Genomic DNA, 13,524 nt, shown 5'->3' with positions numbered 1-13,524 from the left:
TTCAGGGACGTTTCGCTTTGGCGCGTCTTCTTCACGCGAACCGGGGTCCGCTTCGCTTGAAAACGCCATTGAACGTTTCAACATGTTCGCCCGCGAATGCAAGCCCCCTATTCGATCAGGCCGCGTGCGTCAGGCCGGCCAGCGGCCAAGCAGGTCGCTCGAGGCCTCGAACAGCGCCGCAATCCGCAGCAGTTCGGCGTCGGCGCGGAAACGGCCGACCAGGTGCAGGCCGATCGGCAGGCCGTCGCGGCCGAAGCCCGAGGGAACGCTGACCGCGGGGTGCCCGGTCATGTTGAACAGCATGGTCCAGGGAAACCAGTGGGGCCGCACGCTGTCAAAGCTCTGCCCGTCGATGTCGATGGTGCCGAACAGGTCCTGGTCGATCGGCAGCGCCGTGCGGGTCAGGGTCGGCATCGCCAGGAAGTCGCCGCGCGCGAGCAGCGCCTGGATGCGCCGGAACAGCGCGGTGCGATCGAACATCGCCTGCTGGAAATCGACGCCCGAGACCTTCGAGGCGAGCGCGAGCTGCTTGAGGAAGGTCGGGCTGAGATCATCGGGATGATCGGCGGCGAGCTTCTCGAATCGCGTGCGCCAGGCGGTGTGGTTGATGGCACGCCAGATCGGCTCGATATCGAAGCCATCGCCGGAGAACTCCTCGAGCTCGGCACCGAGACCGGCGAGCCGGTCGAGGCTTGCCTTGAAGGTGGCAGCGACGTCGGCGGTGACCGGGCGTCCCGGCGGCGACAGGCAGTAAAGCACCCGCTTGCCGCGGAGATCTCCGCGCGGCGCGGCCGTGTCGAGATAGTCGGGCACCGGAACGCCGATCGACCAGGGGTCGGAGGCATCCTCGCCGGCCATCGCCTGCATCATCAGCGCGGTGTCGGCCACGGTGCGCGTGGTCGGCGTGACGTAGGTCTGGTTGCCGAAGGCGTCCTGCACCTGGCTGTGCGGAATCACGCCATTGCTCTGCTTGATCCCGACCACGCCGTTGCAGGCGGCAGGAATCCGGGTCGAGCCGCCACCGTCAGTCGCAACCGCCAGCGGCGCGATGCCGCTTGCAACCGCGACCGCCGCACCGCCGCTGGAGCCGCCGCTGGAACGTTCGGCGCTCCACGCATTGCGGGTGCGGCCGAACAGCGGCGAGTCGGTCAGGCACTTGCTGCCGAACTCGGGCGTCGTGGTCTTGCCGATCAATATTCCGCCCTGCGCACGAAGCCGCGCCACCGCGACGGCGTCGGTATCGGGCACATTGTCCTTGAACGGCACCGCGCCGAACGTGGTCCGCACGCCCCTGGTGTTGACGATGTCCTTGACCGTGAAGGGGATGCCATCCAGCAGGCCGAGCGGCTCGCCGGCCATGATTTTCCGCTCGGCGGTCCTGGCCTGCGCCATCGCCTCGTCACCGCACAGGGTGATGAAGCAGTTCAGTTCGGGCTGCAACCGCTCGGCACGAGCCAGCACGGCACGCACGATCTCGACGGGCGACAACTCCTTGCGGCCAATGCGGGCGCGAAGCTCAACGGCGGGCAGAAGACAGGGATCGTCGCTCATATCGGAAAGGCGCTCACGTCGGATTTGGTCGGCCGGCGGCATGGTGCCGCGCCGCTCGCGCCAAGTCCATCGCACCTGACGCATGGCGACAGGCCACGCGGCAGCGATCCCGCATGGCCTACCAATAGTCGGTCGGCAATTCGCGGCTGCGCGGCGGATCGGCGCCGGCGCGGGTGCAGGTGAACGCGGCGCATTTGCAGGCAAAGGACAGCACGCGCCTGAGCTCGGCCGCGGAGACCTCGGCCAGCTTCTGTCGCGCGATCCGGTCGAGCCGGTGCAGCGCCGCCAGCAGGGCCGACTGGAAACTGTCGCCGGCGCCGATCGTATCGACCACCTTCACCACGGGGGCGTCAGCCTCGATCATCCCTGCCTGCTGATGCCAGGCGCAGGCGCCGTTGTTGCCGCGGGTGATGACGACGAGCGATGTACCGTCCGCGAGCAGCGCTGCAGCCCGCTCGGCATACGGCTCATCGCCGAACAGATAGGCGAAGTCGACGTCCGACATCTTGACGATGTCGGCCGTGCGGCAGAACGTCGAAATCCGCCCGCGATAGAGGTCCTTGTCCTTGACGAGGTTCGGCCGGCAGTTCGGGTCGAGCGAGATCGTCACGCCCCGTCGCGCGTCCTCGATGAAGGCCAGCGTCTCCGCCGCGCCCTTGTCATGGACCAGCGTGGTCGAGCCGGTGTGCAGGCAGGAAATGTCCCTGAACGCAATCGCATTGCGCCGATAGACCCAGTTTCGCGACGCCGTGTCGGCATCATAGAACGCGTATTGGGTCTCGGTTCCGGTGACGCGGGCGAACGCCAGTGTCGCCTGGTCATCGCTGCGCGTCGCATAGCGGAGATCGACTGCCGAGTTCATGGCATGATCGGCGATCATTGTGCCGAACGTGTCGTTGGCGATGCCGCCGACGAAGCCGGTGGGCACATCGAGCCGCGCGGCTCCGATCGCGATGTTGAGACAGGAGCCGCCGACTGCCGGCGTCAGGGCCTCGCGTCCATCCGCCGTCCTCGACGGCAGGAAATCGATCAGCGCATCTCCGCAACTGAGCAGCATGTCGCAAACACCTCATGTCGACGGCAATTCGCCGGGAGCCCGCTTCATGGCTTCGCGCGCCCCGCGGTCGAGATCGCGGAGCATCTTGTGCACCACGCGCTTGCGTTGGTGGAACTCGGCCAAGTCTGGTCTGGTCGGCTCGCTGAGGCGACCAAGCGCCGACATGCCGGCCATCGCCGCGTTGATTGAATTGTGCGCACCGCTGGCGACCGCGCCCAGCATCGCGGCGCCCAGCAGCACAGGCTCCTGTGTCTGCGGCAGCGCCACCACATAGCCCGTCGTGTCGGCCATGATCTGCCGCACCAGCGGGCTCCGGCTCGCGCCGCCGCCGATCACGATGGTCTTGCCACTGGCACCATGGGCCTGCAACGCGTCGATGACGTCGGCAAGTCCGTAGGCGAGCCCGCACAGGCCGGCGATGAACAGCCGCTCCAGCGCCGATATGTCGGTGTCGAGGTCGAGCCCGGCAATCACGGCGTGCGAGCCGGGATCGGCATAGGGCGAGCGGTTGCCGAGGAATTCGGGCAGGACATGAACATTGCGCCCGAGCAGTGCCGTGGCGCCTGCGTTGCCCGCCCGCGCCAGAATGCGCTTCTCCAGGAACTCGATGATATCGACGCCGTCGACCTTCGCCGCGGCCTGGGCTTCGGCATGCGCCGGGTGTGAACGCAGCAGATGATCGATCGCAGCCCCGGCTGCGGATTGGCCACCCTCGTTCAGCCAGAAGCCCGGCACCATGCCCTCGAAATACGGCCCCCAGACACCCGGCACGAAGCAGGGTTCGACCGTCGTCGCCATGATGCAGGCCGACGTTCCCATGATGTAGGCGAGGCGCTTGCAGACATCGACCTCGGCGCCGGTTCCGTCACGGCCGCCGATCGCGCCGACGCCACCGGCATGGGCATCGATCAGCGAGGCGCCGACCGCCGTCCCCGGCATCAAACCGAGATCGCGCGAGGCAGCCTCCGACAGCCCGCGGCCGAGCGGCGAGCCGGGCGGGACGATCTCGGTGCCGATCCGAGCGAAGCGGTCGGCGGCCAGCGAATCAAGCCCGACCCGCTTGAAGAAAGCCTCGCTCCAGCCGCCCTCGCCTGCGACATAGGTCCACTTGCAGGTGACCGTGCAGGTCGATCGCGCCAGCGATCCGGTGGCACGGAACGAGAGAAAGTCGGCAAGATCGAAGAAGTGTCCGGCGCCCTCGAAGGTCGCGGGCAGATGCCGCTTCAGCCAGAGGATCTTCGGGATCTCCATTTCCGGCGAGATGACGCCGCCGACATAGCGCAGCACGCGATCGCCGGTCGCATTGACGAACCGGGTTTCGTCCATCGCGCGATGGTCCATCCAGACCACGACGTTGCGCGCGTGATCGCCCGACGGGCTGACGGTCAGCGGCTGTCCGGCCCTGTCGAGCACCACCAGCGAGCAGGTCGCATCGAACCCGATGCCCTTGACGTGCTCGGCCGCGACCGCGGCCTCGCGCATCGCGTTGCGGACTGAAGCCGTGCAGGCTGCCCAGATGTCCTCCGAGGACTGCTCGACGATATCGCCGGCCTCGTGCCAGACCCGGATCGGATGCTTGGCTGCACCCAGCAGCTTTCCGGCTTCGTCGAATACACCTGCCCGGGCGCTGGTGCTCCCGACGTCCACCCCGATATAGGCTTGCCGCATCGTCGCGCTCTATTCTCGTTTCGGCATGATCGCCGCGCAAACGCTGCGCGCTTGTCGCGAGGGATCATGCCCTGGCTTGGCGCGAGCTTACCAGCAAGTGTAGCCGCCATCGACCAAAACGATGCTTCCGGTCATCAGGCTGGCCGCCTCGGAGGCCAGGAACAGGACCACGGAGGCGATCTCGTCGACCTGGCCCATCCGGGCCATCGGGGTTCCACCGATCCAGGCGTCGTACATTTTCGGACTGTTCTTCACGAAGGCATTCAGCGGCGTCTCGATATAGGTCGGCGCCACCGCGTTGACGCGGACGCCGCGCGTTCCCCATTCGGCAGCCAGCGACTTGGTCAGATGATGCACGGCGGCCTTGGAGGCGTTGTAGAAACACTGTTCCTGCGGCTTGTTGACGATGAAACCGGACATCGAGCCGACGTTGACGATGGTGCCGGACTTCGCCTTCAGCATGTGGTTCCCGAAGGCGCGGCAGCACCAGAAGGTTCCGTTCAGATTGACGTCGATGACGTTGAGCCAGTGCTCGTCGGCAACCGTCTCGGCCGGCGTTTCGCTGCGCGCGATGCCGGCATTGTTGACGAGGATGTCGACCTTGCCGTACTTCGCCACCAGCTCGTCGGCGACCTCGGACACTCGCTTCGAATCCGTGACGTCCATCACCGCAACGTCGGCGTCAAAGCCCTTGGCCTTCAGCTCCGCCTTGGCGTCGTTGGCGACCTTGGCATCGCGGTCGCCGATGACGACCCTGGCGCCGGCCTCCGCCAGCGCCTCGGCGCAGGCGAGCCCGATACCCTGGCCGCCGCCGGTGATGATGGCGGTCTTGCCGCCGAGCTTGAATTTTTCGAGATACATTTTCTTCTTCCTTTGCCTGTGCCCGCGATGCGCGGGCGTCTCGCCCCGGCCTGAGCGCTTGAACCCCCTGAAGGCGTCCGCGTCTTACGCGTGGATCGACTTTCCGCTGTCGTCGAAACGGTGGATGCGTGCCGGATCCGGGATCAGCGACACCTTGTCGCCCGGGCTCAGGCCGAGTTCGCCGACATAGCGCGCGGTCAGCATCCCGAGCGGCCCGGCGTCGACATAGAGGAAGGTGTCGCTGCCGAGATGCTCGGCGACCGAGACCGTCCCCGGCCAGCCCCCTTGCCCATTGCGCTCGACCTTCAGATGCTCCGGCCGCACGCCGACGGTCGCGGCGCCCTGCTGCTTGGCCGGCTCGCCGGTGACGAAGTTCATCTTCGGCGAGCCGATGAAGCCGGCGACGAACAGATTGGCCGGCTTCTCGTAGAGCTCGAGCGGCGAACCGTACTGCTCGATCTTGCCGGCGTTCAGCACCACGATCTTGTCGGCCATGGTCATGGCCTCGACCTGGTCGTGGGTGACGTAGATCGCCGTGGTGGCAAGCTGCTTCTGCAGCCGCGTCACCTCGAGCCGCATCTGCACGCGCAGCGCGGCGTCGAGGTTCGACAGCGGCTCGTCGAACAGGAAGGCCTTCGGCTCGCGCACGATGGCGCGGCCGATCGCGACGCGCTGCCGTTGGCCGCCGGAGAGCTCGCGCGGCTTGCGGTCGAGATAGGGCGTGAGGTTGAGGGTCGCCGCGGCGGCCTCGACCTTGCGGTTGATCTCGTCCTTGGCGATGCCGGCCATCTTCAGGCCGAAGGCGATGTTGCCGCGCACGCTCATATGCGGATAGAGCGCGTAGGACTGGAACACCATCGACAGCCCGCGCTTGGCCGGCGGGACGTCGACCACGTTGCGCCCGTCGATCAGGATGGCGCCGCCGGTCACGTCCTCGAGCCCCGCGATCAGCCGGAGCAGCGTGGTCTTGCCGCAGCCGGAGGGACCGACGAACACGACGAACGAGCCGTCGGCGATGTCGAGGTCGGCGCCCTTGATGATGTGGACCGGCCCGAACGATTTTTGCACACCCTGCAGCGTAATCTGACCCATGGAAAAGCCTTTCTGCTACTTGACCGCGCCGAAGGTCAGGCCGCGGACAAGCTGCCGCTGACTGAACCAGCCGAGCACGAGAATGGGCGCGATCGCGAGCGTCGACGCCGCCGACAATTTCGCCCAGAACAATCCCTCCGGGCTGGAATAGGACGCGATGAACACGGTGAGCGGCGCGGCCTCGAGCGTCGACAGATTGAGCGTCCAGAACGCCTCGTTCCACGCCAGGATCAGGTTGAGGAGCATGGTCGAGGCGAGCCCCGGCACCGCCATCGGCGTCAGCACATAAACCAGCTCGCGCCCGATCGTGGCACCATCCATCCGCGCCGCCTCGAGGATGTCCTTTGGTATTTCCTTGAAATAGGTGAACAGCATCCATACCACGATCGGCAGATTGCCGAGGCACAGGATCAAGACCAGCCCGGTGCGGGTGTCGAGCAGGCCGAAATTCCGGTAGATCAGATAGATCGGCACCATCACGCCGACCGGCGGCATCATCTTGGTCGACAGCATCCAGAGCAGGATGTCCTTGGTCCGCTTGGTCGGCGAGAACGCCATCGACCATGCCGCGGGGATCGCGATCAGCATCGCGATCAGCGTCGATCCGCCGGCGATGATGATCGAGTTGAGCGCGTGGTGGAAATAGTCGCTGCGTTCCTGAACCGTGACGTAGTTCTCGGTGGTCCAGTGGAAGAACAGGAACGACGGCGGAATCGCGAAGGCCTCCAGCTCGGTCTTGAAGCTCGCCAATACCATCCAGAGGATCGGGAAGAAGATCAGGAAGCCGACCAGCCAGGCTGCAACCGTCGAGATCACCTTGCGTTGGGTTGTGACCATCCGCGCCATGACGTTACGCCTCCAGATTCCGGCCGACGATACGAACGAGGAAGAAGGCGACGATGTTGGCGAGCACCACCGCGACCAGGCCGCCTGCCGATGCGCTTCCGACGTCGTACTGGATCAGCGCCTGGGAATAGATCAGGAAGGCGATGTTGGTGGTCTGCAGGCCAGGGCCGCCGCCGGTGGTGACGAAGATCTCGGCGAATACCGTGAGCAGGAAGATGGTCTCGATCAGGATCACCACCGTGATCGGGCGCGCCAGATGCGGCAGCGTGATGTAGATGAAGGTCGAGACCGCGCTCGCCCCATCCATCTCGGCTGCCTCCTTCTGCTCTTCGTCGAGCGATTGCAGCGCGGTCAGGAGGATCAGGGTGGCGAACGGCAGCCATTGCCAGGCGACGATCAGGATCACCGAGAACAGCGGCGCATCGTTGAACCAGTCGATCGCCGGCAGCCCGAACAGATGCGCGATCCAGGCGAACAGGCCGGACACCGGATGCATCAGCAGGTTCTTCCAGACCAGCGCACTGACCGTGGGCATCACGAAGAACGGCGCGATCACCATCAGGCGGACGATCGAGAGCCCGACCACCTGCTGGTCGAGCAGCAGCGCCAGCGGCACGCCGAGCAGGATCGTGATCGCAAGCACCGAACCGACCAGCACCAGCGTGTTCTGCAGCGAGGCGAGGAAAGCCGGATCGGTCAGGAAGTAGCGGAAATTCTCCAGCCCGACGAATGTTTCCGAGCCGGGATCGAGCAGATTGTAATGCAGCGTCGCGAAATAGATCGTGAGCGCGAGCGGCACGATCATCCAGATGAACAACAGCGCCACGGCGGGAGTGAGCAGTGTTCGCGCGAGCAGTTGGGTCTGCTGGGTCGCCATCGCCGCCTCCTTTTTGGGAAAGGGCGACCATCCCGGCCGGCGCGGGACAGGATGGTCGCAGTGGTCCAGCTCGGGAGGATTGAGCTGGCCGACGGCCGGGGCGCGATGATCGCGCCCTGGCTACTCGACTGCGCTACTTGATGTAGCCCGCACGCTTCATTTCACGCTCGGTCGCGGACTGGGCGGCCGCCAGGGCGGCGTCGACCGTGGTCGAGCCGGAGAGCGCAGCGGAGAATTGCTGTCCCACGGCGGTGCCGAGGCCCTGGAATTCGGGGATCGCCGCATACTGCACGCCGACATAAGGCACCGGCTTCACGGTCGGATGGTTCGGATCAGCCGCATCGATCGAGGCCAGCGTCATCTTGGCGAACGGTGCCGTCTTCAGATAGTCGGGGTTCTGGTACAGCGAGGTGCGCGTGCCGGGAGGTGCGGCGGCCCAGCCTTCCTTGGACGCGACGAGCTTGGCGTATTCCTTGCTGGTCGCCCAGGCGATGAACTTCTCGGCCGCATCGACCTTCTTCGAGCCGGCGGGGACCGCGAGGCTCCACGCCCACAGCCAGTTGGCGTTCTTGCCGAGCCCGGTGTTCGGGGCCAGCGCGAAGCCGACCTTGTCGGCGACCTTGGAATCCTTCGGATTGGTCACCATGGACGCCGCCACCGTGGCATCGATCCACATCGCGCACTTGCCGGCGCTGAACAAAGCGAGGTTCTCGTTGAAGCCATTCGAAGAGGCGCCGGGAGGGCCGGCCTGCTTCATCAGGTCGACATAGGTCGTCAGCGTCTTCTTCCATTCCGGCGAATTGAACTGCGGCTCCCACTTCTCGTCGAACCAGCGCGCGCCGAACGAATTGGACATGGCGGTCAGGAACGCCATGTTCTCGCCCCAGCCGGCCTTGCCGCGCAGGCAGATGCCGTAGACGCCGCCCGCCTTGTCGTTCAGCTTCTTGGCGGCATCGACCACGAAGTCCCAGGTCGGGCTTTCCGGCATCTTCAGGCCGGCCTTTTCGAACAGGTCGGTGCGATACATCACCATCGAGCTCTCGCCGTAGAACGGCGCGGCATAGAGCTTGCCGTCGACCGAGACGGCATCGCGGATCTTCGGCAGCAGATCGTTGACGTCGTAGTCGGCGCCGAGCTTGTCGAGCGGCACGAGCCAGCCCTTCTTCGCCCAGATCGGCACTTCATAGGTGCCGATGGTCAGAATATCGAACTGACCGCCCTTGGTGGCGATGTCGGTCGTGACGCGCTGGCGCAGCACGTTCTCCTCGAGCGTCACCCATTTCACTGAAATGTCGGGGTTCTTGGCGGTGAATTCGCTGGTGAGCCCCTGCATGCGGATCATGTCGCTGTTGTTGACGGTCGCGATCGTCAACGCGGTCTCGGCGAGCGAGGGGGCGGAAATCAGAAGGGCAACGGCGCCCGTGACGGCGCAAAGGACGTTTTTCAAGGCAACCTCCCATAAGCCACGTTGAGCATATGCCCACGTGTTGAGCGTATGTTCACCCTGTCTCCGATTTTTGTCAAGCATGCGAATGCGCAGCCGCGCGCGATCTTTGCGATCGTCACAGCCTGGAAGGAAGTTTCGCAGTTGCGAAGGGTACGGGATCTAGCGCTCGAGGATCGCGCGCGCGGTCGCCTCGTCGGTGATCAGGCCGTTGACCACGTGGCCCGCAAGCGCGGCCTTGATCGCCGGCACCTTGGCGGCGCCGACGGCGGCGCCGATGGTGGTGGATTGCACCGGAATTTGCGGCGGAATGCTGGTCAATCGCTTGTTGGTGCCGCCCTTGATCAGCTTTCCCTTGGCGTCATAGGCCCAGCCCGTCACCTCGCCGATGGCACCCAGCCGCATCATCTCCAGCAGCTCCTCGCGGGTAACGAAGCCGTCGACATGGACCTGCGCCTTCTGGTCCATCTGCCCGATGCCGATCAGCCGGAGATCGGCCTTGGCGGCGACCGCCCTGACCCGCGCGATCGGCTCGATCCGGATCATGCGGTTGCGCTCGTCCTCGCTCGACATCAGAAACGGCAGCGGCATGGGGTAATGCCGCGCGCCGGTGCGGTCGGCGAGCCGCCCCACAGTGTCGTAGAAGCTGGCCGAGCCGTCGGCGGAGATGTTGCCGACCAGCGAGACGATCTGGTGATCCGGCCGCTCGATCGGCGAAACGCGCTCGACCGCGGCGCGCACCGCACGGCCGGTACCCAGCGCCACGATGACCGGCGTCTCCGAGCGCAGTGTGGTCTCCAGGATGTTCGCGCTGCGCTCGGCAATGCCGGCGGTCGACAGCGGCGCCGCCGGATCGGTCGGGACGACGTCGCAATGCACCAGACCGAACCGGCTCTTCAGCCTGGAAGCCAATTCCATGCAGGCCGCAATGGGATGTTCGAGGCGAAATGTGATCAACCGCTCCGCCAGGCACAGCGACACCAGGCGCTGCGCCGAGGCGCGCGACACCTGCAACATTTTCGCGATCTCGTCCTGGGTGTGACCCGCAATGAAATAGAGCCAGCCGGCGCGCGCCGCGTCGTCGAGACGGGATTTTTCGTTGTCAGGCGCTGCCATTGTCGTCCGTCAGCCTTCGGTCCAGAAATCCGCCATCGACGCGAAGATGCGATCCGCGCCGGCGTCCCGGAGCAAACCATCAGCCTGCCGCCCGCGGTAGTGGCCCCCGCCGACGAATCCCCAGGCTTTCATGCCCGCCGCCTTCGCTGCCATCACGCCGCTGACGCTGTCCTCGATCACAAGCGTGCGCTGCGGCTCGCATCCCATCGCGCCGGCCGCATGCAGGAACAGATCCGGCGCCGGCTTGCCGCGCGCGACCATCTGGGAGCTGTACAGCCGCGGCCCGAAATGGGACGCAAGGCCTGTAAATTGCAGTGAAAACTTCACGCGCTCGAGGTCGCTCGAAGACGCGACGCAGTGCGGCAGGTGCAATTCCGTCAGCACGGCTGCCACGCCCGGAATCGGCTTGAGCTGCGCGCGAAAGGTCTCGCGCACCTGCACTGCCAGATCGGTCAGGAAGGTGTCCGGAACCGGCCTGCCCTCGTCGAGGCAGTACGCCACCACGGCCGCCACGCTGCGCCCGAGGAAGCGCTCATGCACCTGCTCCGTGCTCATCGCAACGCCGACCCGCCCAAGCGCGTCGGACAGGCAGCGGCAGCTCAGCTCCTCGCTGTCGACGAGCACGCCGTCGCAGTCGAAGATGATGAGATCGGTCCCGGGAAGACGGAATTCCATCCCGCCATGAGATCATATGCTCATGGTCTGAGCAATAGATCACAATTTGCGACAAGTCGTCCCGTCATCTCCCGACCTGCGCTCACTTGGCTGCAAGATAGCATTCGACGGCGGCGCGCTGCACGGCTGAGAGGTGCAGGCCATGCTTGGTGCGGCGGTCCAGAACGTCGGCTGATGTCGTCGCCCATTCGGTTTGGCGAAGGAAGTCGACCTCGCTTGCGTACAGATGGCCGCCGAAATGGCGTCCGAGATCGGCACAGTTGCGGGCCGATCCCAGCAGGGCGCGCGCCCGCGTACCGTATAGCCGGGCGTGATGCTGCACCAGTTCGCGCGGCAGACCGGGATAGGCGCCGGCCAGGCCAGCGGCGAAATCGTCGAACTCAGCCATGTCGCCGCCCGGCAGCGTTGCGCCCGATGTCCATGCCGGCGACATCTTGGGAAACCACGGCTCGAGGCGCTGCAAGGCATGTTCGGCGAGCCGCCGATAGGTGGTGATCTTGCCGCCGAAGATCGACAGCACGGGCGCGACGCCGGCTGTGCCGTCGACCTCGAACACGTAGTCCCGCGTCACCGCGGACGGATTTTCGGCGTTGTCGTCGTAGAGCGGCCGCACGCCCGAGAAGGCGTGCACGATGTCGGCCCGCTGCGGCGCGTTCCTGAAATAGCGCTTCAGCACCTGGAGCAGGTAGGCAGTCTCTGCTTCATCGATCGCGACCTCTTCGGCGCGCCCTTCATAGGGAATGTCGGTCGTGCCGATCAGGGCGAGATCATCCTCGTAGGGATTGACGAAGATGACGCGGCGATCATCGTTCTGCAGCAGGTAGGCATGGGGCCCATCCCAGAATTTCGGGACCACCAGATGGCTGCCCTTGACGAGCCTCACATTGTGGCCGGCGTTCAGTCCGGCGACGCCCTGTACGACGTCCTGCACCCAGGGTCCGGCGGCATTGACCAGCGCCCGCGAGCGCACGACTTCGGACGTGCCATCCGCGCGCAGCATCTCGAGCCGCCATACGTCGCCCTCGCGGCTCGCGCTGGCGGCGCGGGTGCGCGGCAGAATCACCGCGCCCTTGTCCGCGGCATCGATCAGATTGAGGATGACCAGCCGCGCATCATCGACCCAGCAGTCGGAATATTCGAAGGCGCGGCGAAACTCTGCCAGCAGCGGCACGCCTTCCGGCGCGCGCGACAGATCAAGGCTGCGGCTGCCGGCCAGGCGCTTGCGGCCGCCGAGATGGTCGTAGAGGAACAGCCCGGTGCGGACCAGCCAGGCCGGCCGCTGCTCCGGCGAATGCGGCAGCACGAAGCGCATCGGCCAGATGATATGAGGCGCGGAGGCCAGCAGCACCTCGCGCTCGATCAGCGCCTCGCGCACCAGGCGGAATTCGTAATATTCGAGATAGCGCAGGCCGCCATGGATCAGTTTGCCCGAACGCGACGAGGTACCTTCGGCGAAATCGTCCTTCTCGCAGAGCAGGACTGTCAGCCCGCGACCCGCCGCATCGCGCGCGATGCCGGCGCCGTTGATGCCGCCGCCGATGACGGCGAGATCGACCAGTCCGTGATCCCTGCCGGCAGCCGGCGCAGTACCCGTCATCGCTTGCCGCTGCGCCGTTTCTCGGCGCGGCGCGGCGCCGCCTTCGCCGTCACGCGCGCCTTCGGCTTCGGCTTCGGCGCCTGCAGGCCGTAGGTGGAGAAGCCCTGCGCGGTCTCGGCGATCTCCTCATCGGAGAGGATGATCCGCGTGTCCAGCGCCAGCGAGAGGTAATACTGGCGCGCGATGGTCTCGAGCTCGACGGCGAGCCACATCGCCTTGTCGAGATTGGCTCCGAGCGCGATCATGCCGTGATTGGCAAGCAGGCAGCCGTTGCGCCCCTCGAGCGCGCTGATCGCATGCTCCGACAGCTCCTTGGTGCCGTAGCGCGCATAGCCCGCACAACGGATGTCGGTGCCGCCGAATGCCGCCATCATGTAGTGGCAGGCCGGGATCGACTTGCGCGCAATCGCGAGCACGGTCGCATAGGTGGAATGGGTGTGCACGATACCGCCAACGTCGGGACGGGCGCGCATGATATCGAGATGGAAGCGCCATTCGGTAGAAGGCTGCAGCGGCCCATCCCATTCGCCATAGGCGCCTTCGAGCGGCATCGAGGCGATCATGTCCGGCTTCATCGAATCATAGGGCGTCGCCGACGGCGTGATCAGCATCCGGTCCTTGTAGCGGGCGGAGATATTGCCCGATGTCCCCTGGTTCAGACCCGATGCGTTCATCCATCGGCACTTGGCGATGACAGCCTCGCGCAATTGTCGTTCCTCACGGGTCATTCGGACAGCCTT

At 65.7% G+C, this 13,524-nt stretch carries 12 protein-coding genes; all 12 read right to left on the bottom strand.

Features of this window, described 5'->3' with window-relative positions:
* Nucleotides 1–129 precede the first annotated feature (129 nt).
* Complete coding sequence (locus tag JQ586_RS03410; RefSeq protein WP_212393086.1) at nucleotides 130–1,551, bottom strand: amidase; 1,422 nt, start codon at nucleotides 1,549–1,551, stop codon at nucleotides 130–132.
* A 118-nt stretch (nucleotides 1,552–1,669) separates the two neighbouring features.
* Nucleotides 1,670–2,608 (bottom strand): carbohydrate kinase, encoded by a 939-nt coding sequence (locus JQ586_RS03405; protein ID WP_212393085.1) that lies wholly within the window; start codon nucleotides 2,606–2,608, stop codon nucleotides 1,670–1,672.
* Between the two features lie 12 nt (nucleotides 2,609–2,620).
* Nucleotides 2,621–4,276, bottom strand: coding sequence for an FGGY-family carbohydrate kinase (locus JQ586_RS03400; RefSeq protein WP_212393084.1), 1,656 nt, complete (start codon nucleotides 4,274–4,276; stop codon nucleotides 2,621–2,623).
* 87 nt (nucleotides 4,277–4,363) lie between these two features.
* Entirely contained in the window at nucleotides 4,364–5,137 is a 774-nt protein-coding gene (locus JQ586_RS03395) for an SDR family NAD(P)-dependent oxidoreductase (RefSeq protein WP_212393083.1), read from the bottom strand.
* 84 nt (nucleotides 5,138–5,221) lie between these two features.
* Entirely contained in the window at nucleotides 5,222–6,229 is a 1,008-nt protein-coding gene (locus tag JQ586_RS03390; protein ID WP_212393082.1) for an ABC transporter ATP-binding protein, read from the bottom strand.
* A gap of 15 nt (nucleotides 6,230–6,244) precedes the next feature.
* The gene (locus JQ586_RS03385; RefSeq protein ID WP_212393081.1) at nucleotides 6,245–7,075 is read right to left on the bottom strand and encodes a carbohydrate ABC transporter permease; all 831 of its coding nucleotides are present in this window, start codon (nucleotides 7,073–7,075) and stop codon (nucleotides 6,245–6,247) included.
* A 4-nt stretch (nucleotides 7,076–7,079) separates the two neighbouring features.
* Nucleotides 7,080–7,952: a carbohydrate ABC transporter permease gene (locus JQ586_RS03380; protein WP_212393080.1), complete on the bottom strand. Its 873-nt coding sequence runs from the start codon at nucleotides 7,950–7,952 to the stop codon at nucleotides 7,080–7,082.
* Between the two features lie 133 nt (nucleotides 7,953–8,085).
* Nucleotides 8,086–9,399 carry a sugar ABC transporter substrate-binding protein gene (locus tag JQ586_RS03375; protein ID WP_212393079.1) on the bottom strand — a complete coding sequence of 438 codons (1,314 nt, stop codon included), beginning with the start codon at nucleotides 9,397–9,399 and terminating at the stop codon, nucleotides 8,086–8,088.
* Nucleotides 9,400–9,558: 159 nt separating this feature from the next.
* Nucleotides 9,559–10,512 carry a sugar-binding transcriptional regulator gene (locus JQ586_RS03370; protein ID WP_212393078.1) on the bottom strand — a complete coding sequence of 318 codons (954 nt, stop codon included), beginning with the start codon at nucleotides 10,510–10,512 and terminating at the stop codon, nucleotides 9,559–9,561.
* A 9-nt stretch (nucleotides 10,513–10,521) separates the two neighbouring features.
* Nucleotides 10,522–11,187 (bottom strand): HAD family hydrolase, encoded by a 666-nt coding sequence (locus tag JQ586_RS03365; protein ID WP_212393077.1) that lies wholly within the window; start codon nucleotides 11,185–11,187, stop codon nucleotides 10,522–10,524.
* Between the two features lie 82 nt (nucleotides 11,188–11,269).
* The gene (locus JQ586_RS03360) at nucleotides 11,270–12,784 is read right to left on the bottom strand and encodes a glycerol-3-phosphate dehydrogenase (RefSeq protein WP_212393076.1); all 1,515 of its coding nucleotides are present in this window, start codon (nucleotides 12,782–12,784) and stop codon (nucleotides 11,270–11,272) included.
* Nucleotides 12,781–13,512 (bottom strand): class II aldolase/adducin family protein, encoded by a 732-nt coding sequence (locus JQ586_RS03355; RefSeq protein ID WP_212393075.1) that lies wholly within the window; start codon nucleotides 13,510–13,512, stop codon nucleotides 12,781–12,783. The genes JQ586_RS03360 and JQ586_RS03355 overlap by 4 nt, the downstream gene beginning before the upstream one ends.
* Nucleotides 13,513–13,524: the final 12 nt, after the last annotated feature.

The organism is Bradyrhizobium jicamae (assembly GCF_018130215.1).
GTDB lineage: Bacteria > Pseudomonadota > Alphaproteobacteria > Rhizobiales > Xanthobacteraceae > Bradyrhizobium > Bradyrhizobium jicamae_A.
The sequence above is the reverse complement of the archived record's forward strand: the minus strand, read 5'-3'. Positions and strand labels throughout refer to the sequence as shown.